This window comes from Anaerococcus lactolyticus ATCC 51172, from assembly GCF_000156575.1.
Lineage (GTDB): Bacteria > Bacillota > Clostridia > Tissierellales > Peptoniphilaceae > Anaerococcus > Anaerococcus lactolyticus.
Map to the genome: position 1 here is coordinate 18,178 of NZ_GG666056.1, position 22,505 is coordinate 40,682.

Annotated in this window: 28 protein-coding genes, 2 tRNA genes and 1 riboswitch; of the genes, 27 read left to right on the forward strand and 3 right to left on the reverse strand. The window is 34.6% G+C overall.

Features of this window, described 5'->3' with window-relative positions:
- The 12 genes from rsxE (at position 1) to HMPREF0072_RS09625 (ending at position 11,069) form a co-directional block, all read left to right on the forward strand.
- Positions 1-624 carry an electron transport complex subunit RsxE gene (rsxE, locus tag HMPREF0072_RS09570; RefSeq protein WP_004829955.1) on the forward strand — a complete coding sequence of 208 codons (624 nt, stop codon included), beginning with the start codon at positions 1-3 and terminating at the stop codon, positions 622-624.
- 8 nt (positions 625-632) lie between these two features.
- On the forward strand, positions 633-1,208 hold the full coding sequence (locus HMPREF0072_RS09575; RefSeq protein ID WP_004829958.1) for an electron transport complex protein RnfA: 576 nt from the start codon (positions 633-635) through the stop codon (positions 1,206-1,208).
- 9 nt (positions 1,209-1,217) lie between these two features.
- Positions 1,218-2,018, forward strand: coding sequence for an RnfABCDGE type electron transport complex subunit B (locus HMPREF0072_RS09580; RefSeq protein WP_004829959.1), 801 nt, complete (start codon positions 1,218-1,220; stop codon positions 2,016-2,018).
- A gap of 102 nt (positions 2,019-2,120) precedes the next feature.
- Positions 2,121-2,519: a NusG domain II-containing protein gene (locus HMPREF0072_RS09585; RefSeq protein WP_004829963.1), complete on the forward strand. Its 399-nt coding sequence runs from the start codon at positions 2,121-2,123 to the stop codon at positions 2,517-2,519.
- Positions 2,516-3,037: a Gx transporter family protein gene (locus tag HMPREF0072_RS09590; protein ID WP_004829964.1), complete on the forward strand. Its 522-nt coding sequence runs from the start codon at positions 2,516-2,518 to the stop codon at positions 3,035-3,037. Before HMPREF0072_RS09585 ends, HMPREF0072_RS09590 begins: the two co-directional genes overlap by 4 nt.
- Entirely contained in the window at positions 3,037-3,717 is a 681-nt protein-coding gene (gene radC, locus HMPREF0072_RS09595) for a RadC family protein (protein ID WP_004829965.1), read from the forward strand. The genes HMPREF0072_RS09590 and radC overlap by 1 nt, the downstream gene beginning before the upstream one ends.
- Before the next feature lie 9 nt (positions 3,718-3,726).
- The gene (locus HMPREF0072_RS09600; protein ID WP_004829966.1) at positions 3,727-4,737 is read left to right on the forward strand and encodes a rod shape-determining protein; all 1,011 of its coding nucleotides are present in this window, start codon (positions 3,727-3,729) and stop codon (positions 4,735-4,737) included.
- Between the two features lie 6 nt (positions 4,738-4,743).
- Positions 4,744-5,646, forward strand: a complete 903-nt coding sequence (mreC, locus tag HMPREF0072_RS09605) for a rod shape-determining protein MreC (protein ID WP_039931436.1) — start codon at positions 4,744-4,746, stop codon at positions 5,644-5,646.
- On the forward strand, positions 5,639-6,130 hold the full coding sequence (mreD, locus tag HMPREF0072_RS09610; RefSeq protein ID WP_004829971.1) for a rod shape-determining protein MreD: 492 nt from the start codon (positions 5,639-5,641) through the stop codon (positions 6,128-6,130). Before mreC ends, mreD begins: the two co-directional genes overlap by 8 nt.
- An 8-nt stretch (positions 6,131-6,138) precedes the next feature.
- Complete coding sequence (locus HMPREF0072_RS09615) at positions 6,139-9,510, forward strand: penicillin-binding transpeptidase domain-containing protein (RefSeq protein ID WP_004829972.1); 3,372 nt, start codon at positions 6,139-6,141, stop codon at positions 9,508-9,510.
- Positions 9,511-9,522: 12 nt separating this feature from the next.
- Complete coding sequence (locus tag HMPREF0072_RS09620; protein WP_004829975.1) at positions 9,523-10,146, forward strand: P-loop NTPase family protein; 624 nt, start codon at positions 9,523-9,525, stop codon at positions 10,144-10,146.
- Positions 10,143-11,069 (forward strand): ribonuclease E/G, encoded by a 927-nt coding sequence (locus tag HMPREF0072_RS09625; protein ID WP_004829977.1) that lies wholly within the window; start codon positions 10,143-10,145, stop codon positions 11,067-11,069. Before HMPREF0072_RS09620 ends, HMPREF0072_RS09625 begins: the two co-directional genes overlap by 4 nt.
- Here the strand turns inward: HMPREF0072_RS09625 and HMPREF0072_RS09630 are convergent.
- Both HMPREF0072_RS09630 and HMPREF0072_RS09635 read right to left on the reverse strand, forming a co-directional pair.
- Positions 11,058-11,312, reverse strand: coding sequence for a GIY-YIG nuclease family protein (locus HMPREF0072_RS09630; protein ID WP_004829979.1), 255 nt, complete (start codon positions 11,310-11,312; stop codon positions 11,058-11,060). The genes HMPREF0072_RS09625 and HMPREF0072_RS09630 overlap by 12 nt on opposite strands.
- A complete protein-coding gene (locus tag HMPREF0072_RS09635) occupies positions 11,312-11,917 on the reverse strand; it encodes a regulatory protein RecX (protein WP_004829987.1) in 606 nt (201 codons plus the stop codon). Before HMPREF0072_RS09635 ends, HMPREF0072_RS09630 begins: the two co-directional genes overlap by 1 nt.
- 318 nt (positions 11,918-12,235) lie before the next feature.
- On the opposite strand from HMPREF0072_RS09635, the gene HMPREF0072_RS09640 reads away from it, so the two are divergent.
- Positions 12,236-12,312, forward strand: a tRNA-His gene (locus HMPREF0072_RS09640).
- 1 nt (position 12,313) lies between these two features.
- Positions 12,314-12,399 (forward strand) — tRNA-Leu (locus HMPREF0072_RS09645).
- An 82-nt stretch (positions 12,400-12,481) separates the two neighbouring features.
- Here HMPREF0072_RS09645 and HMPREF0072_RS09650 read toward each other — a convergent pair.
- A complete protein-coding gene (locus HMPREF0072_RS09650) occupies positions 12,482-12,931 on the reverse strand; it encodes an FxLYD domain-containing protein (RefSeq protein WP_004829991.1) in 450 nt (149 codons plus the stop codon).
- A gap of 348 nt (positions 12,932-13,279) precedes the next feature.
- Positions 13,280-13,378, forward strand: a riboswitch (TPP riboswitch).
- A gap of 67 nt (positions 13,379-13,445) precedes the next feature.
- On the opposite strand from HMPREF0072_RS09650, the gene thiD reads away from it, so the two are divergent.
- From thiD to rpmF, 13 genes are all read left to right on the forward strand, one after another.
- Positions 13,446-14,231, forward strand: coding sequence for a bifunctional hydroxymethylpyrimidine kinase/phosphomethylpyrimidine kinase (gene thiD, locus HMPREF0072_RS09655; protein WP_039931446.1), 786 nt, complete (start codon positions 13,446-13,448; stop codon positions 14,229-14,231).
- 156 nt (positions 14,232-14,387) lie between these two features.
- Complete coding sequence (locus tag HMPREF0072_RS09660; RefSeq protein WP_004829995.1) at positions 14,388-15,776, forward strand: MATE family efflux transporter; 1,389 nt, start codon at positions 14,388-14,390, stop codon at positions 15,774-15,776.
- A gap of 86 nt (positions 15,777-15,862) precedes the next feature.
- Complete coding sequence (gene pyrH, locus HMPREF0072_RS09665; protein WP_004829997.1) at positions 15,863-16,576, forward strand: UMP kinase; 714 nt, start codon at positions 15,863-15,865, stop codon at positions 16,574-16,576.
- Position 16,577: 1 nt separating this feature from the next.
- Positions 16,578-17,138 (forward strand): ribosome recycling factor, encoded by a 561-nt coding sequence (gene frr, locus HMPREF0072_RS09670; RefSeq protein ID WP_004829999.1) that lies wholly within the window; start codon positions 16,578-16,580, stop codon positions 17,136-17,138.
- Positions 17,139-17,174: 36 nt separating this feature from the next.
- Positions 17,175-18,239 carry a type II secretion system F family protein gene (locus HMPREF0072_RS09675; RefSeq protein ID WP_155811908.1) on the forward strand — a complete coding sequence of 355 codons (1,065 nt, stop codon included), beginning with the start codon at positions 17,175-17,177 and terminating at the stop codon, positions 18,237-18,239.
- A gap of 1 nt (position 18,240) precedes the next feature.
- A complete protein-coding gene (locus tag HMPREF0072_RS09680) occupies positions 18,241-18,627 on the forward strand; it encodes a type II secretion system protein (protein ID WP_004830002.1) in 387 nt (128 codons plus the stop codon).
- Complete coding sequence (locus HMPREF0072_RS09685) at positions 18,617-19,351, forward strand: prepilin peptidase (protein ID WP_004830004.1); 735 nt, start codon at positions 18,617-18,619, stop codon at positions 19,349-19,351. The genes HMPREF0072_RS09680 and HMPREF0072_RS09685 overlap by 11 nt, the downstream gene beginning before the upstream one ends.
- Positions 19,348-19,770: a prepilin-type N-terminal cleavage/methylation domain-containing protein gene (locus HMPREF0072_RS09690; RefSeq protein WP_004830006.1), complete on the forward strand. Its 423-nt coding sequence runs from the start codon at positions 19,348-19,350 to the stop codon at positions 19,768-19,770. The genes HMPREF0072_RS09685 and HMPREF0072_RS09690 overlap by 4 nt, the downstream gene beginning before the upstream one ends.
- Positions 19,757-20,089 carry a type II secretion system protein gene (locus HMPREF0072_RS09695; RefSeq protein WP_004830007.1) on the forward strand — a complete coding sequence of 111 codons (333 nt, stop codon included), beginning with the start codon at positions 19,757-19,759 and terminating at the stop codon, positions 20,087-20,089. Before HMPREF0072_RS09690 ends, HMPREF0072_RS09695 begins: the two co-directional genes overlap by 14 nt.
- Positions 20,086-20,556 carry a PilW family protein gene (locus HMPREF0072_RS09700; RefSeq protein WP_004830010.1) on the forward strand — a complete coding sequence of 157 codons (471 nt, stop codon included), beginning with the start codon at positions 20,086-20,088 and terminating at the stop codon, positions 20,554-20,556. Before HMPREF0072_RS09695 ends, HMPREF0072_RS09700 begins: the two co-directional genes overlap by 4 nt.
- The gene (locus HMPREF0072_RS09705) at positions 20,553-20,954 is read left to right on the forward strand and encodes a hypothetical protein (protein ID WP_004830011.1); all 402 of its coding nucleotides are present in this window, start codon (positions 20,553-20,555) and stop codon (positions 20,952-20,954) included. Before HMPREF0072_RS09700 ends, HMPREF0072_RS09705 begins: the two co-directional genes overlap by 4 nt.
- A 64-nt stretch (positions 20,955-21,018) precedes the next feature.
- Positions 21,019-22,212, forward strand: a complete 1,194-nt coding sequence (locus HMPREF0072_RS09710) for an acetate/propionate family kinase (RefSeq protein ID WP_004830013.1) — start codon at positions 21,019-21,021, stop codon at positions 22,210-22,212.
- 64 nt (positions 22,213-22,276) lie between these two features.
- On the forward strand, positions 22,277-22,456 hold the full coding sequence (rpmF, locus tag HMPREF0072_RS09715; protein ID WP_004830014.1) for a 50S ribosomal protein L32: 180 nt from the start codon (positions 22,277-22,279) through the stop codon (positions 22,454-22,456).
- Positions 22,457-22,505: the final 49 nt, after the last annotated feature.

The following is a 22,505-nucleotide window of genomic DNA, read 5'->3' on the forward strand; positions in this document are numbered from 1 at the left end:
ATGGAAAAACAAACAGATAAAAAACTAAGGGTAAATTATGGCAAAATATTTACCGATGGTATTATTAAAAACAACCCTGTCCTAGTACAGATGGTTGGTATGTGTTCAGTACTAGCTATATCTTCATCATTAACCAATGCTGTTGGTATGGGAGTATCTGTAACCTTCGTACTTGTAATGAGTAACTTAGTTATATCATTACTTCGTAATTTCATCTCAGATGAGATCAGAATCCCATCATTTATAGTTGTAATAGCAGGTTTCGTAACTATAGTTCAAATGCTAATAAAGGCTTATGCTCCTGCTCTTGATAAGAGCTTGGGTATCTTTATCCCACTTATAGTTGTAAACTGTATAATTCTAGCTCGTGCTGAAGGTTTTGCATCACAAAACGGCCCAATCCCATCAATCGTAGATGGTATCAGCCAAGGACTTGGTTATACAATAGCTATTTCAATCCTAGCTTTCTTTAGGGAGTTATTAGGATCAGGAACACTTTTTGGCATGGCAATCTTACCAGAAAAATACACCATAGGCTTCATGGTTCAACCAGCATCATCATTTATAGTCCTAGGTCTTATATTTGGTGCCTTCCATGCTATAATGAACAGAAAGAATAATTAGGAGTTATTATGGCAGAATTATTTAAAATTATAATAGCAACTATATTTGTATCAAACTATGTATTAGGACAATTCTTAGGTATCTGTCCAACCCTCGGTGTAACCAGCAAGGTAGAAACAGCAAGAGGTATGGGCTTTGCAGTAATCTTTGTAATAGTACTTGCGACAATAATTACTTGGTTTATCCAACACTACATACTAGAAGCATTTAATGTGCAATACCTACAGACAGTTGTCTTTATCTTAGTAATTGCGACCTTGGTACAATCAGTAGAAACAGTAATGAAAAAATCAATGCCAGCCCTTTATGGTGCTCTTGGTGTTTACCTACCACTTATCACAACAAACTGCGTGGTATTAGGTGTGGCTATTAAGGCAATAGACTTATCATACAACCTTGTAGAGTCAACAGTTTATGCTTTTGCAGCATCAATTGGTTTTATGCTTGCAATCGTACTACTTGCTTATCTAAGAGAAAAAATCGAATACAACAATGTGCCTGAGTCATTTAAGGGGGCTCCAATGTCTCTTATAACCCTAGGTCTAATGGCTATAGCCTTCATGGGCTTTGCAGGTTTAGCATAGGAGGAAAGAATGCAAAATTTATTATTGCCGGTAGCAATCCTTGCTATAATGGGTTTTATCTTTGCGATAGCCCTAGGCTTTATATCAGAAAAATTTCACGTTGAAAAATCAGTTAAAGAAGCAGCAGTTAGGGAATGCCTTCCAGGTGCTAACTGTGGTGCTTGTGGTTTCCCTGGTTGTGACGGACTTGCAGCAGCAATCGCCAAGGGCGAAGCTCCTGTAAATGCTTGTGCTATTGGTGGTGCAAGTGTTACTGCAGCAGTAGCCAAGGCTATGGGAGTTGAAGCAACTGGTGCTGATGAAAGAAAGGTTGCCCTCGTAAATTGTAACGGTAACTGCGAAGCAGCTAAAGACCAATATAAATACCAAGGTCTTGATGATTGTAGGGTACAAATTGCCTTATTTGGTGGCAAGAAGGCTTGTGATTATGGTTGTATCGGTTGTGGTACTTGTGAAAAAACTTGTCCATTTGATGCAATTCATATCATAAATGGTGTTGCCAAAGTAAATAGGGATAAGTGTGTTGCTTGTAAGAAGTGCGTAGACGTTTGTCCAAAAAATATCATCCAACTTGTACCATTTAATCAAAAACAAGCAGTACTTTGCTCATCACATGATAAGGGCAAGGACGCTAGGGCTAAGTGCTCTAATTCTTGTATAGGATGTTCAATCTGTGCTAGAACTTATCCAGAAGCATTTGAAATGGACAACTTCCTATCTAAGGCTGTAAATGTTGATGGTATTGATTTAGAATTACTAAAGACAGCAGCAGATAAATGTCCAAACAAATGTATAAATATATTTGAATAAAACGTGAAGAAGACCCTCCGGGGTCTTTTTTTTATGGGCAAAAACTATATAATATATCCATGATTAAATTATAAAATATTTAGATAGAGATATGAGGTATATATGAAAATAAAAAAAGGAGATATAATTGTAATTGTAGGTCTTATACTCTTAAGTTTTGGCATCAATTTTGCAATTAATAAGGCTATGTCCGGCTATGAAGGAGATATGCTTGTTGTAGAGCAAAATGGAAAAGTCATAAAGAAACTTCCTATGGATAAGGATACTGAATTTAAAGTGGAATATGGTGGTCACTATAATACAATTGTGATCAAAGATAAGAAAGCCTATATGAAAAAAGCTGATTGTCAAGATCAAATTTGTACCCATATGCATCCTATAGACAAGGAGGGGCAATCTATTATTTGCCTACCTCATAGGTTGTTTTTGGAAGTCGAAAGCCATGGGGATAAGAAAGATAAGAAGGATAAGGAAGATGGAATAGATAAGGTGGTTCAATGATGGGAAAAAACATTAAAGATTTAACTAATATGGCCCTTTTGGTAGCCCTTGCCCTTATAATTTCACTTATAGAATTACAAATTCCAGTTCCTGTGCCTATACCAGGTGCAAAACTTGGACTTTCCAATATAATAATACTAGTAAGTCTTTATTTTTATGGCTTCAGGGTAAGTCTTACCATAGCCCTATTAAAAAGTTTTATGCTGGTGTTGATAATCGGAGCGGTGACTTCGTTTTTCTACTCAGCAGCAGGTGCTATTCTTTCATCAATCGCTATGGCGATTGGATTAAAATATCACGACAGGTTATTCTCCTTCATTGGAGTTAGTGAGATAGGAGCCTTTGCTCATAACATAGGACAGATAATAGTTTCTGCTATTATAATGGAAAATGTTAAGATGTTTACTTATTTTCCAGCCCTAGTTATAGTTGGGACCTTTAGTGGTTTTTTTGTTGGGCTCTCCTCAAACTTTATTATAAAGCATATGAAAAAAATAAACATCGGAGAAAATGTTTAATGAAACAAACTATCAAGGATATGAAGCTTACAGATAGGCCAAGGGAAAAACTTATCAAGTTGGGCCACGCCAGCCTAAGTGAAAAGGAGCTTCTAGCGATTATAATATCAACTGGCACAGATAAGAAAAATGCGATTGAACTTGCAGAAGAAATCCTAGCCACCTTTAGTGAAGAGGCTCTTCTTGAAATAGAAGTGGAGGAGTTGACTAAAATTAATGGAATCAAAGAAGCCAAGGCTTCAAAGATTGTAGCCAGCCTTCAATTTGGCAAGAGGATTAAGGAAAAGATTCTTAATAAGAAAAAATATCAAATAAATTCAAATGAAGAAGCCTATGAATTTATTAAGGATACTATTAGTCTAAAGGATAGGGAATATTTTTATACGATTTTACTCAATAACAAGAATGAAGTTATTTCAAAAGAGCTGATTTCAATTGGCGACCTATCATCATCTATAGTTAATCCTAGGGAAGTCTTTAAGCCAGCTATAAAAAAATCAGCCAAGTCTATGATACTTGCCCACAACCACCCTTCGGGTAATCCTAGCCCATCAAAGGCGGATTTGCTCATTACCCATAGGTTGATAGATGCGGGTGAAATCCTTGATATCACTGTTCTTGACCATTTAATAATTGGTCATGGAACATACGTAAGTTTGAAAAAAGATAATTATATATAGGAGTTTAGGATGAAATTTAAGATGATTGCTACAGATTTTGCCATAGACCTTGGCACTAGCAATATTTTAGTATATAAAAAAGGCGAGGGCCTTATAATAAATGAACCATCAAGCCTGGTTCTCGACGAAAATCACACCAAGGTTATCGCTGTGGGTCAGCAGGCCAAGGACATGTTAGGCAAAACCCACGAAGATATTCAAGTTGTAAAACCAATAAAAAATGGTGTTATAACTGACTTTAACCTTACTGAGGCTATGCTAAATTACTTTTTTGATAAGGTAAATGTTGGCTTTAGTTTGATTCAACCAAGAGTTGTAATAGTTATTCCATCAGGCATAACAGACATACAAAAAAGAGCTGTAGAAGATGCAGCCCTTCATGCAGGAAGCAGGGATATAATCTTAGTTGATGAGTCTTTAGCCTGTGCTTATGGTATGAACTTGGCACCTAACGAACCTAAGGGAATTTTACTAATAAATATGGGAGCTGGCACAAGCCAAGTAGCTGTTATTTCCCTAAATGGAATTGTGGTATCATCTACTATAAATAAGGGTGGAGATTACCTAGATGAAAAAATTGTTGATTATTTTAGGGAAGAAAAGAGCCTAGAAATTGGTAAAAACACAGCTGAAGAAGTAAAGATTAAGCTTGCTAGCCTTAAGGTAAAAGACGGCAATAACGAGATGGAAGTAAATGGCAAGGATTTGAATGATTCAAGACCTAATACTGTAAAGGTCTTATCTAGTGAATTAGTTACATGTATCCTACCTTTCGCTGATGAGGTTTGCGAAATGGTATTGGCAACCTTAGAAAAGACTCCACCAGAAATCTCTTCAGACATAAAGAAAAATGGGTTTGCTCTTTCTGGATCCTTATCACAGCTTTCAGGGCTCGCAGAATATATAGAAAAGAAAATCGGTCTTAAATCTTATCGCTCTGAAGATCCTTCAAAAGATGCTATTTTAGGAGCTGGACAAATTTTAGAGGATCCGGATAAGTTTTTGCAATATCGTAAGTAGGTGACTATGGCATATAAGAGAGTTAAAAAAGATAAAAAGCCTTTCATTTTGACAGTTGTAGGTCTAAGTCTACTTATACTTATTTCTAGTCAAACAGAAGGTCTATCAAAAACTGGGTCAAATCTCGCAAATTCTATTTTTAAACCAATAGAAGGAGTGACATATTCTATCTCATCAGCAATAATCGAACAGATAGAAAGAACAATTGGTTCTAAGGAAACCCGCGAACAAGTATTAAAATTAGAGGCTGACAATAGGTCTCTCGTAATGGAAAATGCAAGACTTCTTGCTACTATAAACAGGGAAGAATTTTTAAAAGAAGAAGCTCAGGCAACTAAGGGAAGTGACAATAAGTATATAAAAGCTAAACTTATAAATACAGATGTTAATTCCATGACTACTCATTTTAATATAGATAAGGGTGCAAGTGATGGGATTGAAAAGAACGACATCATCCTCCAAGCTGTTGGAGATAGCAAATTTTATACAGGCCTTGTCGGCAAGGTCACAGAAGTTTACCAAACAACAGCTAGGGTTGAGACTATAAATTCAAATGAAAACGACGTATCCTTTGTAAATGCAAACTCAGGCGATTATGGAGTAATAGATATTTTTAATAAAAATACCATCCAAGGTTATATGATTGACCTAGAAAGTAAGATTAATGAAAAAGACATCCTTCTTACAAGTGGTTTAGGAGGAATTTATCCTTACGGTATCTACATAGGCAGGGTATCCACAGTAACAATGAGCGAGGATTCATTAAGGAAAAATATAACTATAAAATCACCAGTTGATTTTTCACACTTATATAGGGTCTTGGTATTAAAGCACGATTCAACTTATACTATAGATGATAAACCGGTAACAAAGGAGAAAAAGCAAAAGGAGGGAGAAATCTATGAATAAATTTAAGAGTTTTTTAATTTTATTTATAAGTTTTATTTTACAAACCTCAATCTTTTCTAAAATTGATATCCTAGGTGCGAATATAAATATAATAATCCCGGTGACCATTGCCTTTTCACAAATATTGCCAAATAAGACAGGAAGAGTTGGTGGTCTTCTGGTAGGTCTTTTTGAGGACTTCCTTTTTACAAGTTTAATCGGGGTAAGAGCTCTTTCTTACTACCTAATAGGAGTGGTATCCTCAGGGCAATTTATAAAAGTTTCTAAGGATAAGCAGGCAGGTATTATTGTGTGCATCCTTGCTACTTTTTTTAACTTTGTATTGGTAAATGGTATTTATTATGTTTTTGGCAAGAGCCTTAATTCTATAACAGGCTACTTGGGTTTAGAAATCATTGTTGAAGCTATATTTAATTCGGTAGTCTACCTTGGCTATTATGAACTAATCAAAAAAACAATGTATGTACCAACCTATAGGATTTAGAGGGGTTTATGAAAAATAGTAAAGAGAATAGACTAATTTTCATCCAGGTAATTGTGGTAGCCGCCATCCTTGTCATAGCCTTTAGACTTTTTAATGTAATGATTTCCAAGGGAGATTATTATAGGGACTTATCTGATAATAGAAAGGTTAAGGAAGTTGACGAGCTTGCCAGTAGGGGCAATATCTATGATAGAAATGGCAAAATCCTAGCCACATCAATCCCATCATTTGCCATCAAACTCTATAAAGACGAATTGATGGCCTTGAAGGATGAAAAAAGAATTGATTTAATTGCAGATCTTGTAGATATCCTTGAAGAAGATGGGGTTAACTATACTGAAGATTTCAATATAAAATTAAATACATTTAAATATAAGAATAAAGAAGATTATTTTAAGAAAAAACAAATGCCAATCGAAGAAGTTGTCGATAAGTTAATTGACAATGATTTGATTGAAGAGTTTTTGCTATCTTGCTATTCAGAAGATGGAATCAAATATGAAACACTAAACACAGCCATCCTTGCTCTAAAGAAAAGGGGGATAGTTGTGCCAGTTCATATAAGCCAACAGGATGGTAAACTCAAGGTAGAATATAAAAAAAATTATGAGAAAAAACTTGCCTCTATTGGTCACAAAAAGGACGACGATCCAATAGACGTAATCCTAGAATCAGTCGGTGAAGACAGGTCTGTACTCTTATCAATTTTGCAAAATTCACATGCAAGGATTCTCGCCTATAAGATTTTGGACTCCAATAAACTTTTGGGTGACCTTGCCATGGATGCTTATTCTATAAAAAGTGACCAAGACCTAATAGAAAAAAAGGCCAAACTCCACAAGGTCTTTAAAAAAATTACTCTTGATTCAAAGGCAAGCGATGATTTTTATGAGATAGTAAAAAATGCGACAATTAAAGATGTCCTAACATCTGCTATGGTTGATGATAAGGGAGCCTACATTATTCCTGCCAATATGTTAATAGAAGAACTTGAAAACAAGGGCATCTATGCTAACTTTGAAACTGAAGTTATTACAGAAAGCAAGGATGATAAAAACCAGTATTCGGTTGATGTAAGGTTTAAAAATCCTCAAGCAGGTTCGGCTGTAGATGAACTAGCACGACTAGCTGAAGAACATGGATTAATAAAGCCTTTAATCTTATCAGAATATGTAAAATATATGGCACAAAATGCCAACACTAGAAATAATATTTATCCTAATATAGACATTACTCAAGATGATCCTGAGGATTGGAAATACACCTTCACTATTGATAAAAAAGATTTTTATACCCACTATGCGAATAAGGATAGGGCAAATTCTACTAAGGCAACTGTCGAAATCCTGATGAATGAAAAAGATGGGAAGAAAATTTTAGAATATCTTAAAAAAGTAAGCAATCTTGATTCCTATAATGATGTTGAAGCTGTAGGCATCCTTACTATTGACAATACTCTAAATAGGCAGGGTTCTTTTGGTTATAGGCCAATAAATATTGTTTACAACCTAGATGAATCTACAGTTTTAAAAATTGAAGAAAAAATTGATACTACTTCAGGAATTGTTGTTGAAACTATACCTATTAGATCTTATCCAAATAGGAATTTGGCAAGCCATGTTCTTGGTTACATGGGACCAATCGCGACACCAGAAGAAGTTGATAAATACGTTAAGGAAAGAGCTTATTTGAGGGATGAAATAATTGGTAAGACGGGTATAGAAGAATCCTACCAAGACAACCTCAAAGGTAAAAATGGTAGGTCTTTAGTTACTGTTGACTCAGCTGGAAATAGGAGAGAGACCATCTCCCAAACCAAGTCAGAGCCAGGTGATGATGTCTACTTATCAATTGATGCCAAACTACAAAAACAAGCCGAAGATTCGCTTAAGGGTGTTCTGGAAGCTCTTAGGGAAACAGGCTACTATGAGTCAGAGTACGGCACATTTAGGCCATTTAAAATGGCACCTCACGCTGAGAGTGGGGCGGTAGTAGTATCTGATGTTAAGACAGGCGAAGTATTAGCCCTCGCATCTTATCCTAACTATGATCCAAACTTATTTTCTACCGGAATCTCTACTTCCGATTGGGAAGCACTCCAGGTTGAAGAAAGTGAAGGACCACTTGCTCCAAGGCCAATGCTAAATATAGCTACTCAAACAGCAGTAATGCCTGGTTCTACCTTCAAATTAGTCACAGCCCTAGCAGCTCTTGAAAAAGGCCTAGACCCTCTAGCAGTTAACTACTGTCATGGTTTCATGGAAATTGGTAACAGGAGATTTTCTTGCTTGGTTTATACTGAAAGTGGTATGACCCATGGAGAAGAAAACCTCTATGGAGCTATAAGAGATTCATGTAACTATTATTTCTACACCCTAGCTCTCGGAGAAAACCCAGAAGATGGCGATACTCTTTCAACAAAGCTTGAGCTAAATGATATTAGACTTGCTTGTGAGATGTTGGGTCTAGATGAAGAAACAGGAATAGAGATAAATATTCCAAAAGAAGCCAGGGGCAATGTCCCATCAATTGGGAAAAAAGTTGAAGTTACAAAACTCATGCTTAAAGAGTATCTAGAAAAAAATCTCACCCTCTTTATAAAAGAAGGTGTAAAGAAAACTAGGACAGAATACGAGCAGGATATAGCAGATATAGTTAAATTTACAGATAATCCAAATGAGTGGTCAAGGAAGGCTATTGTTGATTTCTTTGATGAAAGAGGATACGATTCGCTTATGATTCCTGAAGGCCAAAGGGCAGGACTTGCTGATACAATTAAGTACACCTATCTTAACCAGGCAGTTTGGGATATAACCGATATGCTTAATATCGTAATTGGTCAGGGACAAAACTCCTATACACCAATCCAGATGAATAGGGCCATAGCAACCATAACCAATGGTGGTTACTTAAATAAGTTCACCCTAATAAATAAGATCAAAAACCACGACTCTGGTGAAGTTTTATTTGAAAATGTGCCAGAAAAAAAGAGAATAGATATTAAGGATAAAAAATACCTAGAAGATATTAAGTATGGTACATTACTTGTAGCTAAGAATAATGCTATGCTAAAGCAATTACCTATAGATATTGGTATTAAAACCGGTACTGCGGAAGTAGAAGGTAAAAACTCTGATGGAACAGACTATGATACCTACGCTTGGATGGTAGGTTTTGCACCTTATGATAATCCAGAAATAGCTATTTCTATTGTATTAACGCAGGGTGATACATCTTACAATGCATCTCCGATTATGAGAGATATCATTGCTAGGTATTTTGATTTGAATGTTGAGATGATTAATGCAGAGGCAACTGCCAAAGACATTCAAAATTTAGGCGAATCTACAAATGGTAATACTCAGAACCATGGACGTTAGTAAGAGGAAATTATGCAAATATATCTAATAAATGGGAAAAACAATATAGGCAAAACTGATTTTGCTGTAAATTTAGCAGAAAGACTTTCTGAAGATAAGAAAGTTTTGCTTACATCGTTTTTCAGAAGCGAAAAATTAAATATAGAAGATTATTACAAAAAAGATGGTATGGTTAGCTATGATATATCTGATCACTTCCTAGGTCTTTGTGACCTGGAGAGGGTTGTTGTTAATGAGAATGCTAACCTTGGCTTTATCATAGCGCCTCTCCTTGAAGGCAAGTATGATTTCATGATTGATGACGTTTATAGTCTAATTGATGAAGCAGATGCAGATGTTTTAATCATAGACAACCTTGATTTGACTATTAAGGATGCTATAAAAATTGAGATAATTGATAAGGCTGATATAGACAAGGATATTCATGCAGATTATTATTTTATAAATCGATGCGATGCTGACTTTGATCCAAGATTTTTCAAAGAAAAACTTCTTGGCAAGGGAGCAACTTATCTTGGATTTGTAAAGGAGAATGAATATTTTAAAAAAGTCATAGATAACCTATTAAAAGGTCAAGCTGAGCCGATAGGGGATTTAGGTCTTGTTGAAAAAATAATGAGGGTTTTCAAAAAGTGAAAATAATTTTTGATGATAAAAAAGAAAAAATCCTTATGAGAGTAGAAAACGAGAGAGTCATGGAAGTTATTTTCTATGACTCTCTTCTTCATAATATCTATAGGGGCAAGATTGAAAATAAGATTGATAGTCTTAAGGCTTATTTTGTTAAAATTTCTGAAAATGAATCATTGTTCTTAAAATCAACTCTAGCTTATAATATTGGCGATAACGTCATTATTCAATATGTGAGAGAGCCTGCTAATGGCAAACTGGGGCTTGCTAGTGAGAATTTTAGCCTAGAAAACGAAGCTTACACCCTAACAAGGTATCCGCTTAAAAAAAGACCTAGACTTAAAAAAGGCAAGGATAAAGATGAGACTTTGTATAAGGAAATCTTAGCAGAAAAAGAAAGACTCATTAATGAAGAGAAATTTTTTCCAAGCCCAAAACTCCTAGTGGAAAATTCAAGCAGAGATTTTTATCTAGCTTCCTATAGGGATTATAAAATAAGGGATTTTGATGTTAGAAATTCTAGAGAGTTTTCAAATCTTAAGGAAGAATTAAAAAAATCGGAGCTAGGCTATAAGGATCTTTCCATTATTATTGATGAACTAAAAACTCTAACTGTGATTGATGTCAATACAGCCAAGAGGAAGTCAAAATTAAATAAAAAAGATTTTCTCCTAAATGTAAATTTAGAGCTAATTGATTTTATTGTTTATAATTTGAAATTAAGAAATATCGGCGGCATGGTCGTCATAGATTTTCTAAGAACAGATGGAAAGGAAGAGCTAAGGGAAGCCTTTGAAGATGCGGCGAGGAAGTATAAGTTAGAAGCTGAGGTCTTTGGCTTTAGTCAGATGGGTCTTTTTGAAATTTCTATAAAAAGAAGAGGCGATAGTTTAAAAGCAAAACTTGAGAAAAGAAATTTACTTTTCTAAGTTAAATGCTTTTACTAAAGCCTCTTTTTCTTTTTTTGTTAGTTTTTTTATCCTTGCTTCAAGCCTAAGGCCCATAGACTTGCTGTCAACTCTTTTATAATAAACAAGACTTACAGGTAGCCTTGACCTTGTGTATTTAGCACCCTTACCTGAATTATGGGTTATAAGTCTTTCTTTCACATCGGTTGTATAGCCAGTATAAAGACTGCCGTCTTCACACCTTACAATATAAACAAAGTGCATCAGGAAAATCTTTCGTTTAGGACTTGGTTTATGATATCTATATCAAAACCCTTGCCAGCAAGATGTCTAAAGACCTTGGCCCTATTTTCGTAAGAATAGTCATTTTTAACTTTCTTATCTGCAAAAAATCCGGCCTTTTCAGCCTCCCTCTCGTCACTTATAAGGCAGAGGTTGTCCTCTATGAGGTTCTCATCGATATGTTTTTGTCTAAGCATATACTTAATCTTACCCCTAGACCAAGAAGAAATCTCATCCTTATCCCTTATGTAGGCTTTGACATAGGCTTCATCATCTAAAAATCCATAGGAATCAAGGTAGGAAATAATCTTTTCAATAACATCTGCAGAAAATTTTTGGTCCTTAAGTTTTTGCCTAATTTCATAGGTTGATTTTTGTGAAAAAGAAATTTTATTGAGGGCGAAATTTTTAGCCCTATTAAACTCATCATTGGCAAGGATTTTCTTATAGATCGGAAAATCTATCTCTTTTTCAAGCTCAAAACCATTTTCGTAATAAAGATCATAGTCTACATAAAATCTTTCCTTGGATATGGTTAGCCTAATCAAATTGTACTTGTCAGAGTATTCTATATTTTCGATTATCATTTCATGGACAAGATTGCATTATATATAAGTGGAGCGACCATAGCTATTGAAATAACTATAGCAAATATTTTTAATATTAATTTTCTTGTTGTTTTCATAATTCACCTCTTTTCTTATTTTACTATAAAAGGAGAAAAAAGAAAATTCTATGAATATTTGCATTAATTTTAAAATCATGGTATTATATTATTTGTCAGTAGAAAGATTAAAGATGAATTCTTTAAGAAATTCTTGGTTTATACATTAAATGATTTGACAAAAATAAATATAGGTTGTATACTATTATAGTCAGTATGAATAGTGAAGATACAACACGTGGTGGGTATAGTCCAGTTGGTTACGACACCTGGTTGTGGCCCAGGAGAGCGTGAGTTCGAATCTCACTACTCACCCCATGCGGGATTGGCGGAATTGGCAGACGCGCTAGACTTAGGATCTAGTGGGAATTTCTCGTGAAGGTTCGACTCCTTTATCCCGCACCAATAAGTAAAAAAGAGTGTTGGAAACCAACGCTCTTTTTTGTGCTAATTTTTCACCCTAGGTATAAGCCTAGTGTGAAAAAAATTATTTAATATCTACTTCATAATCTTCTAGATCAATGAATTGCTCTTTCTCAAAGCTGAGGCTTATTGCTTCAAATTCTCTTGTTTCGCCTGGTTTTAGGTAGGCGGTTGTGTTTATAGCTGAGTCAATTTTGTTGCCAGCCTTATCTTTTACTGCAAATTCTAATTCTACAAATTCAATTTCTTTATCAGTCTTGTTTTTTATAAGACCTGTTATATATGGTGTGATGTCAGAATCATTTACGACTAGGTCTGTTAATTCAATCTTAGATTTAGCTTCTTCCTTTAGCTTATCTTTATCTTTTTTTTCAGGTTTAACAGCTTTTTCTTCTGTTTTTTCTGCCTTTTCTTCGATAGCAGGAGTTTTTACTTTATTATCTGTTGTTGTTGACTTTCCACCACACGCAGTTAAAATTCCTGCAGTCAAGAGTACTATTAGTACTTTTTTCATTGTATCCTCCTATAAATTTTATACTAAGCATTGCGGCTTGGTAATTGATATTTATTATCAATTGTATTATACTTGCATCTTTACTTGGGAAACATTTATTCTTTATTTTTTTATTTTTAAGGCTGGGTTTTTAGGTTTTGTTTTTTTTATATATGCTAGTTAGAAGAGAAATGAATCTTATGATAAGGTAAATATAAGTTGATTGTTTATTAATACTTTTGTAAGTGCCTTATCGACAACTATTTTTATATATAAATCTAATAGAAAACCTATTTTATGTTAGGAATAAGACCTAGTTTACCAATAAGATTTATTAAGAGTTGACACTATCTTCTATTTACCATAGAATAGAAATAACAGGGGAGCTAATAGGCTGAGAGGAAGTTTGACTTCGACCCTTTACTTGATACGGATAATGCCGGCGTAAGGAGTCTTTTTATTTTTGCTAACCTTGGGTTAGCATTTTTTATTTGCTTTTCTGGATAATTTATTACGGAGGAGAATTATGAATGATATGAAAACTTGTTTAACAATCGCAGGATCAGATTCATCTGGTGGAGCAGGAATCCAGGCTGACCTTAAGACTATGACAGTAAATGGGGTTTATGCTATGAGTGTTATTACTGCCCTAACTGCACAAAATACTCAAGGGGTGACTGGTATTGTCGATGTGACTCCAGAATTTATAAGAGATCAAATGGATGCCGTTTTTACAGATATTTACCCAGACGCCATAAAAATAGGCATGGTTTCTTCACCAGAAATTGTTGAAGCTATTGCACGTTCATTAGAAAAATATGATGCAAAAAATATTGTTCTCGATCCAGTAATGGTTGCAACATCTGGTGCCAAGCTTTTAAAAGAAGAAGCTATGGATAGCTTAATTAACAGGCTAATTCCTCTTGCAGATGTGATTACACCAAATATCCCAGAAGGTGAAATTCTTTCGGGGATGGAAATTAAAAATGAAGATGAAATGCTTAAGGCAGCAGAGGTGATTGGTGAAAAATATGCATGTGCAGTCCTTCTTAAGGGTGGCCATTCAATTAACGATGCCAACGACCTTTTATATAAGGATGGGAAATTTAAGTGGTATAGGACTGAAAGAATAAACAATCCTAATACCCATGGTACAGGTTGCACTCTTTCAAGTGCCATTGCAGCAAATCTTGCTAAGGGAAATGACCTTGATGAGGCAATAGCAAATGCCAAAGACTACCTCACAGGAGCTTTAAGGGCGGGTCTAGACTTGGGAAAGGGCTCTGGTCCACTCATGCACAATTATAAAATTCTTAAATAATTTACTTAAGTCGGAAAAGTATCCTCGATTAAGGGGATTTTCCGGCTTTTTCTATCGCTAAAAATATTTATATTCACTCTTTAATAAGTTAGTCCTAACTATTATTTTTTTTGCAATTATGGTAGAATATCTATAGGATTTAGCGAAGGAGCTATTATGAAAACCGACCGAAGAGAATTGATTTTAAATGGAAATATCTATATGGCAATAGCAATAATTTCCATTCCTATAATATTAAATACCTTTATCCAACAACTATATTCCTTAGCCGACGCTTTTTGGTTAGGTAAGTTAGGTACTGCAGAATTTGCGGCAACTTCCTTTACTTGGCCAGTTATTTTTTTGTTTAATTCTATAGGTATAGGCCTATCAATCGCAGGAATTTCTTTGATTTCACAGCTGATTGGTATGGATAATATTGACCTTGCACAAAAATACAATGACACGATCATAAACATATCGCTCTTATTTTCACTAGTTTTTATGGTTGTGGGATATTTCACAGCTGAGTTTATTGTAGGCATGATGGGAGCAAGTGGCGACTTGTACATATATTCTGTTGACTACTTAAAATATTCCTACTTTGGAATCCCTTTTATATTTTTGTATTTTATCTATGCTGCAGTTTTTCAAGCCCAGGGCAAAAACACAATCCCAACCATAATAAGCACTACTTGTGTAATCTTAAACATGGTTTTAAATCCATTTTTTATTTTTGACACAGTGCCGATTTTTGGCTTTACTGGCCTAGGACTTGGGGTCAAGGGAGCTGCTATTGCAACGGTTTTGACCCAGGCTTTGATGTGCTTCTTAGGCTTTACCCACCTAAGGGTTAACAAGGATCTAATAAAATTAAATTATGAATCACTTTTTTACATAAGATGGGATAAGCACATAGTAAAGAAAATATATACCATAGCAACACCAGCAGTAATTGGACAAATGGGAACAGCAACAGGTTTTATAATCTTAAATTCTTTCATCCAGTCCTACGGCACAGATACAGTTGCCGCTTATGGTATGGTCAATAGGATTACAGGTCTGTTAAATATCCCACCAGCTGGAGTAGGCTCTGCTATAACCAGCATCATCGGTCAAAACATTGGGAGTGGAAATGTGGAAAGAGCCAAGGAGACTTTCAAAAAAGCCTCTTTTGTAGTAATAGTAATGTCAATTTTAATTGCCATAGTAAGCTTTATCTATAGGTACGAGATTCTTCAATTTTTCATAGATGCACCCCTAGATTCAAAGCTTATGGTAGAAGCTAATTCTTATATGTACTACACCTTAATCACTCTACTAATGTTAGATATGTTCTTTATTTACCAGGGATTATTTCAAGGCTCTGGCAATTCAAAATATTCGATGTTTATAGATGTCTTAAGGCTTTGGGTAATAAGGATTCCTTTATTATTCTTCTTTAAGTATTTCACCAACCTAGGGGCAACTGGTATTTGGATTGCTATGGCAGTTTCCAATGTAATGATAAGCATAATAGCCCACATTATTTACCTAAGAGGAAATTGGATACGTGGATCATTTTAAATTTATTTATAAAAATATATAAAAAGATAAAGACTTGCAAATGTTATCATTTTTAGGTTATAATTAGTATTAATAGGAGGAATGTTTTGCAGGATATTAAAAGAATTATATTAAAACTTAGTGGTGAAGCCCTTTCTGGCAAGACAGGATTTGGATTTGATGATGAAATGATAGATAAAATTTGTCAGAATATCAAAATTCTTACAGAAAAAGGCATTGAAGTCGCCATAGTAGTTGGTGGGGGCAATTTCTGGAGAGGAAGGTCAGGCACAAATATAGATAGGGCAAGTTCAGATAATATTGGCATGCTTGGCACTGTCATGAATGGTCTTAGGGTCCAAGGAACTCTTGAAGAAATTGGACTTGACACAAGGCTTATGACTGCAATTTCTATGAAGGAAGTTGCTGAGCCATATATCAGAAGAAGGGCTATAAGGCATCTTGAAAAGGGAAGGGTTGTTATCTTTTCAGCAGGAACTGGCCTTCCATATTTCTCAACTGATACAACAGCAAGTCTTAGGGCACTAGAAATAGGTGCTGACGTAATCTTACTTGGCAAAACTGGCACAGACGGGATTTACGATAAGGACCCAAATTTATTTGACGATGCCAAAAAATTTGACAAACTAACCTACAAAGAAATCCTTCAAAAGGAATTAAAGATAATGGATACAACAGCCACATCCCTTTGTATGGACAACGATATGCCATTGATTGTTTTTGGAATAGACGATCCGGCAAATATGGTCAGAGTATTTGAAAATGAAAATCTTGGAACAAGAGTAAAGGAGAGTTTTTAATATGTTATATGAACAAATAAAAAAAGAAACAGAAGTTGGGATGCAAAAAACTGTAGATTCTTTTGAAAAAAGAATAGCTACAATCAAAGCAGGCAGGGCTACAGAAGCAATACTTGATGGTATTACCTTCTCATACTATGGTACAGAAACACCAATCAACCAAGCTGCAACAGTTTCAATTCCTGAAGCCAGACTCCTTGTAATAAAACCATGGGATAAGAACAATATTGGACCTATAGAAAAAGCCATCCTTAAATCAAATATAGGTATTACACCAGGAAACGATGGTGAAATCATAAGACTTCCATTTCCTGCTCTTACAGAAGATAGAAGAAAAGAATACACAAAAGAAGTAAATACTTATGCCGAAGATGCTAAGATAGTTGTAAGAAATGTCAGACGTGATTCTATGGATGAGGTTAAAAAATCAGAAAAATCTGGAGATATAACTGAAGACGATAGGTATAAACTTGAAGATGAAATCCAAAAGGTTACCGATAAGTTTATAAAGACTATAGAAGAAATGACAGAGAAAAAGAACAAAGAATTAATGAATGTATAATTGAATAGGGAATATTACAATAGGATAGTTAGTATTTTGAAAAAGGACATAGGACCTAAGAAGATAGATTCTAGGACTATGTCCTTATTTCTAAAGCAACTATCCTTGCTTTTAAATTCAGGCATAAGTTTATACGATAGTTTAAATATAATAAATCAACAAGGAACTGATAAGAAAGTTATAAAAGCGATAAGCCTAGTAATCGCAGGCCTAAAAAAGGGACTTGATCCTTATGAATCTTTTTGTTTGGCAAACGAGTATTTTTCGCCCCTAGTCCTAGCATTTATCAAAACAGGAACAAAGACAGGCTACCTGGGCAAAATTTTAAGAGACCTATCCGATTTTATATTTGAAGAAAGTAAGAACAAATCAACAGTAAAACAGGCTATGACCTATCCAATCTTAGTTTTAGTTGTAAGTATCCTCGTGATAATTGCTCTTATCAAATTTGTCATGCCAAGTTTCATAGAAATTTTTGATAAGTCAGAGATTACCCTACCACTTCCGACAAGGATTTTGTTATTTGTTTCTTCATTTTTTTCAGAAAATTACATATTGATTTTGCTTTTTATTTTTTTATTAGCCTTAATATATTTATTTCTAAGGACAGACTATAAGAAAAGAGTTGAGATAGATAGGTACATTTTTAGATTATGGCCCCTAAGAGACCTAAACAGGTTGAGGGTCGAATACCAGCTTACATCAATTTACTATATCTTAAGAAGAGGCGACATAGATACGATTAATTCATTTGATATTTTAGCAGAATCTTTCAAAAATACCTATGTCAAGGAAACTCTTAAAGGCATCAAGAATAGGGTAAATAAGGGAGAAAGCCTAAGCCTAGCATTTAAAAATGCAGGAATATTTTCGCCCCTATTAATTTCTATGGTAGATATTGGCACTGAAACATCCAGTCTTGATGAAAGTATGAAAAAGGCGAATGAATATTTTGCCAATGAGTATATTTTTAAAATAAAAAAGCTTGCAGGACTAGCCGAACCTGTTTTGATTATAATTATGGGTTTATTAGTAGCTTTTGTTGTGTTTTCGGTATCTATACCGATGTTTGATTCTATAAATGGATTGAGAGGAGGTTGACATGAAAAAGAAAAGGAAGGCCTTTACCCTAATTGAGTTAATAATAGTAATAGCCATATTGGGGATTTTGGCAGCTATAGCTATTCCTAAATATAATAAATCGAGATTACAAGCTGCAGAAACAGCTCACAAGGCAAATGTGGAGATGTTAAAGTCAGCTGCTAGGATGAAGATTTTGGATAAGGATGAACCTTTTAATTGGCCAGATGATAAGACAAAAGATGATAAAAAAGGTTATGTAAATTATTTAGATAAATGGCCTGTGGTTCCAAATGGATTAAAAATTGAAGGAAATGAATATAAAGTTGCATATGATGGTAAAGAAATAACCGTAACTTTGGTTGAAACAAAAAAAGGTGAAGAGCCAGCAAAAAAAGATGGAGAATAGTATAGAAGTAATTTTAATTTATTTTTTAATATTTATGTTAGGCTCTTGCCTTGGATCGTTCATATCAGCCTTGGTTTATAGGCGAGAAAAAGGAATATCAATCATAAGCCCACCAAGTTTTTGCGATTATTGTGGCAAAAAAATCCTCAAAAGAGACCTAGTACCTGTATTTTCTTTCCTGTTTTTAAGAGGCAAAACCAGGTGCTGTGGGCAAATTATTTCAATAGACAAGGTCCTTGTGGAAATCATAGGGGGCCTTGTCTTTGTTTTTACATTCAAAACCTACGGGCTTATTGAAGGGACCTACTTGTCAGCTGTCCTTTTGCTTTGTCTTTTAATATCTGTTACTGATTATAAATTTTTGGAAATTTATGATACCGACTTAAAGGTCCTTATAGGCTTGGGATTTATTTATAGGTTTTTGGTTTATGGTATAGACCTTAAGTTCATTTTATCCTGCCTAATTTTTGTTATAGGATTTAAGCTACTTATGGTTATTTCCAAAGGAGGCCTGGGTGATGGCGACTTATTTTTTTACTTGGGCTTGATCTTCTTTTTGGGAAATTCTCAAATTCCCCTCCTAGTCCTATTTTCTACATGGATTGGTGCAGCTTTTGCCATAGCAAAGGCAATAAGACTCAGGTCTCTTAAAGGTAGTATTGCCTTATGCCCAGCTATTTCCTTGGCATTTTTTTTAATTTTAGTATTTAGGGATTATTTATGAAAAGAAATGGTTTTACTCTAATAGAATTAATTATCGTCATAGCTATAATATCAATAGGCTTTGGAGTTTCTATCTTAAAATTTTCTATAGTAGATAAGATAGGAGCAAGAAATGAGATTAGGACTTTTGTTGATGACTATTCTTATTTGAGGGCTCTGGCCCTTTCTACAGGTGACATTCACTATATCAGATTTACAAGTGATGGCTACGAGATTGATTTTAATAAAAAGAAAGATAGGGATCTTAAATATATAGAATCTTTAAATGTAAATAAGATAGAGTTTTACCCAAATGGATATGTTAATCCTAAGAAAACCAAAGAAGACCATAACCTGGTTTTTATTTCAAAAAAAGATCCTAATATCAAGTGGCATTTCACCATTCAAGCAGTAGGAGGTTACCTAAGTGAAAAAGACTAGACCAGCCTTTAGCTTAATAGAAGTCATCTTTGCTATCGTACTTTTGAGTATGATAGCCTTATTTTTAGGTCCGGCGACTATGACAAACCTTAGCCAGTCTCATCAAATAAAGGACTTGGCGGATACTACTTTTATCCTACAAGAAGCAATAGAACTTAGCAGGGATAAGTCTATTGGTACCTATACTGAAGAAATTAATGGAAAAAACGTAGAAATAAGTGTAGAAAGCTTCCAATACCCTTCACTTAAATCCACTTACAAAAAGATAAGGGCAAGCTATGGGGGAAAGTTTTTCGAATTGATAGAGGCTGATAAATGAAGAAGGGATTTAGCTTAATTGAGCTTATAATTAGCCTTGCCATCATTTCTTTTTTGGTCTTGGTATTGTCGAACTTTTTTTCCTTTAATATAAATATTTTAAATAAGTCTTATAAAGACGAAAATGAATATAAAGAAGCCTACACTGCCATGGCCTATATAGACAAAACAATAAGGATGAGCCACAAGATAGTAGCCAAACTACATTTTAATAGTAATTTTACAGGCTATATTATTGGCGATGATAATCCTGTATCTAGTTATTATTTTTATACCAGTGATGGATTTTTATATATCTATAGGGCTAATGCCCTAGTTAGTTCAACTGGTGCTCCCAACCGTATCAGCGAATGTGGACTAATAGATTTAAACTATGACCCAACAAGTAAGATAATAAAAGTTAAGCTTACAAGCAGAAAAGGTACTTATAAATTTGAAACTGCAATTTATGTGGGGGATAAGCTATGAAAAAAGCATTTATAAGTATATATGTCTTATTAATTCTTTTGGTATGTGGTTTAACAATTAGCTTTATCTATAAGGAAAATGAAACTAATTATGATGTGGCAAAAAGTATGTATGCCAAAAAACAGGCCATGTATGAGGCAGAGTCCTTCCTAAATATAATTATAGAAGAAAAAACCTTGGATGATAAACTAAATATTGATGATTTACTAGAAAGTCTAAAACCAAAATCTGAAATCAGGGCGAGGATAGAAAAGGCTGAAAATTTAGTTGAGGAAGCTAAGGGGGCAAATTTATTAATCGTAACATCGTTTTATAAAAACGTCACTGCCAAGGCAATTATAGCCTATAAGCTTGATGAAGCAAATAAGATAAAAATCATCTACAAGAAGGTCTATTAATATTGCCAAAAAACCAATTAAGGTATAATGAGTATAGAAAAAGAGATATAAAATTGGAGGAAAAATGAAAGTATTAGTAATTAACTGTGGTTCATCATCACTTAAATATCAATTATTTGATATGGATAATGAAGAAGTAATGGTAAAGGGTCTTGTAGAAAGAATTGGAATAGAAGGTTCCAAACTTATCCAAGAAGAAGGTGATGATAAATATATAATCGAAGAAAACATGAAGGACCACACAGAAGCAGTTTCTCACGTTTTTGATGCCTTGGTTGATAAGGACCATGGAGTTATAGCTGACCTTAGTGAAATAGATGCAGTAGGTCACAGGGTTGTCCATGGTGGAGAAAAAATTACAAAATCAGATCTTATTGATAAAGAAGTTAGGGCTGCTATAGTAGAATATCAAAAATTTGCTCCACTTCACAATCCAGCCAACCTCATGGGTCTAGAAGCTTGTGAAAAATTACTTCCAAATGTTAAAAACGTGGCAGTATTTGATACAGCCTTCCACCAAACTATGCCAAAAAGAACTTTCCTATATGGTATAGATTATAAATATTACGAAGAAGACGCTATTAGAAAATACGGATTCCACGGTACAAGCCACAACTTTATTACTAATAAAACAGCAGAAGTTCTTGGCAAGAGTGTTGAGGATTTAAATATGATATCTGCCCACCTTGGCAATGGCTCATCTATTTGTGCAGTTAAGAATGGCAAATCGTATGACACATCAATGGGACTTACTCCACTTGAAGGTCTAGTAATGGGTACAAGAAGTGGCGATATAGACCCTTCAGCTGTAACCTATATAATGAGAAAAGAAAACCTATCTCCAGAGGAAATGGAAAATATTCTTAATAAAAAATCTGGCGTGTTCGGTGTATCTGGCGTATCTAGCGATTTTAGAGACCTAGAAAGTGCAGCTAAGGAAGGAAACGACAGAGCCCAAGCAGCCCTAGATATGTTTGTAACCAGAGTAAAGAGATATATAGCAGGTTATATGGCAGAAATTGGTTCATGTGATGCTATAGTATTTACAGGCGGTATCGGTGAAAACTCAATAAAAATTAGAGAAGACATCATGGCTGGTTTTGAGCAATTTGGTATTAAAATTGACCCAGAAAAGAACAATGTTCGTGGTGGTTGCCATGTTGTTTCTACCGATGATTCAAAAGTAAAAGTAATGGTTATAGCTACAAACGAAGAATTAATGATAGCTAGAGATACAAAATCTCTTGTAGAAGCTTGACAATAATCTAGATAGCTTATATAATATTAAAGATTGCTAAAACTGATAAGAGGAGGTGTCATAGATGGCAGTACCAAAAAGAAGAACATCAAAAACAAGAAAAAATAAAAGAAGAGCCTCAGCTTATACTTTGAACAGATCAAACTATGTTGAGTGTCCAAATTGCCACGAAATGAAATTACCACACAGAGTTTGCCCATCCTGTGGGGAATACAAAGGCGTAGCAGTAATTGATGAACAATAGTTATTAAAAGGGAGTTTGTTGCCTAGCAACAGGCTCTTTTTTTATGGAA

What these genes read in the sequence shown, in the direction of transcription:
- HMPREF0072_RS09705 (WP_004830011.1), top strand. Translation starts at nt 20,553, where the DNA reads ATGAAAAAAGCATTTATAAGTATATATGTCTTATTAATTCTTTTGGTA.
- HMPREF0072_RS09630 (WP_004829979.1), bottom strand. Translation starts at nt 11,312, where the DNA reads ATGCACTTTGTTTATATTGTAAGGTGTGAAGACGGCAGTCTTTATACT.
- HMPREF0072_RS09575 (WP_004829958.1), top strand. Translation starts at nt 633, where the DNA reads ATGGCAGAATTATTTAAAATTATAATAGCAACTATATTTGTATCAAAC.
- HMPREF0072_RS09690 (WP_004830006.1), top strand. Translation starts at nt 19,348, where the DNA reads ATGAAAAGAAATGGTTTTACTCTAATAGAATTAATTATCGTCATAGCT.
- HMPREF0072_RS09615 (WP_004829972.1), top strand. Translation starts at nt 6,139, where the DNA reads ATGAAAAATAGTAAAGAGAATAGACTAATTTTCATCCAGGTAATTGTG.
- frr (WP_004829999.1), top strand. Translation starts at nt 16,578, where the DNA reads ATGTTATATGAACAAATAAAAAAAGAAACAGAAGTTGGGATGCAAAAA.
- HMPREF0072_RS09680 (WP_004830002.1), top strand. Translation starts at nt 18,241, where the DNA reads ATGAAAAAGAAAAGGAAGGCCTTTACCCTAATTGAGTTAATAATAGTA.
- HMPREF0072_RS09600 (WP_004829966.1), top strand. Translation starts at nt 3,727, where the DNA reads ATGAAATTTAAGATGATTGCTACAGATTTTGCCATAGACCTTGGCACT.
- rsxE (WP_004829955.1), top strand. Translation starts at nt 1, where the DNA reads ATGGAAAAACAAACAGATAAAAAACTAAGGGTAAATTATGGCAAAATA.
- HMPREF0072_RS09590 (WP_004829964.1), top strand. Translation starts at nt 2,516, where the DNA reads ATGATGGGAAAAAACATTAAAGATTTAACTAATATGGCCCTTTTGGTA.
- HMPREF0072_RS09685 (WP_004830004.1), top strand. Translation starts at nt 18,617, where the DNA reads ATGGAGAATAGTATAGAAGTAATTTTAATTTATTTTTTAATATTTATG.
- mreD (WP_004829971.1), top strand. Translation starts at nt 5,639, where the DNA reads ATGAATAAATTTAAGAGTTTTTTAATTTTATTTATAAGTTTTATTTTA.
- mreC (WP_039931436.1), top strand. Translation starts at nt 4,744, where the DNA reads ATGGCATATAAGAGAGTTAAAAAAGATAAAAAGCCTTTCATTTTGACA.
- HMPREF0072_RS09710 (WP_004830013.1), top strand. Translation starts at nt 21,019, where the DNA reads ATGAAAGTATTAGTAATTAACTGTGGTTCATCATCACTTAAATATCAA.
- HMPREF0072_RS09585 (WP_004829963.1), top strand. Translation starts at nt 2,121, where the DNA reads ATGAAAATAAAAAAAGGAGATATAATTGTAATTGTAGGTCTTATACTC.
- HMPREF0072_RS09700 (WP_004830010.1), top strand. Translation starts at nt 20,086, where the DNA reads ATGAAGAAGGGATTTAGCTTAATTGAGCTTATAATTAGCCTTGCCATC.
- thiD (WP_039931446.1), top strand. Translation starts at nt 13,446, where the DNA reads ATGAAAACTTGTTTAACAATCGCAGGATCAGATTCATCTGGTGGAGCA.
- HMPREF0072_RS09660 (WP_004829995.1), top strand. Translation starts at nt 14,388, where the DNA reads ATGAAAACCGACCGAAGAGAATTGATTTTAAATGGAAATATCTATATG.
- HMPREF0072_RS09650 (WP_004829991.1), bottom strand. Translation starts at nt 12,931, where the DNA reads ATGAAAAAAGTACTAATAGTACTCTTGACTGCAGGAATTTTAACTGCG.
- HMPREF0072_RS09620 (WP_004829975.1), top strand. Translation starts at nt 9,523, where the DNA reads ATGCAAATATATCTAATAAATGGGAAAAACAATATAGGCAAAACTGAT.
- HMPREF0072_RS09635 (WP_004829987.1), bottom strand. Translation starts at nt 11,917, where the DNA reads ATGATAATCGAAAATATAGAATACTCTGACAAGTACAATTTGATTAGG.
- HMPREF0072_RS09580 (WP_004829959.1), top strand. Translation starts at nt 1,218, where the DNA reads ATGCAAAATTTATTATTGCCGGTAGCAATCCTTGCTATAATGGGTTTT.
- rpmF (WP_004830014.1), top strand. Translation starts at nt 22,277, where the DNA reads ATGGCAGTACCAAAAAGAAGAACATCAAAAACAAGAAAAAATAAAAGA.
- radC (WP_004829965.1), top strand. Translation starts at nt 3,037, where the DNA reads ATGAAACAAACTATCAAGGATATGAAGCTTACAGATAGGCCAAGGGAA.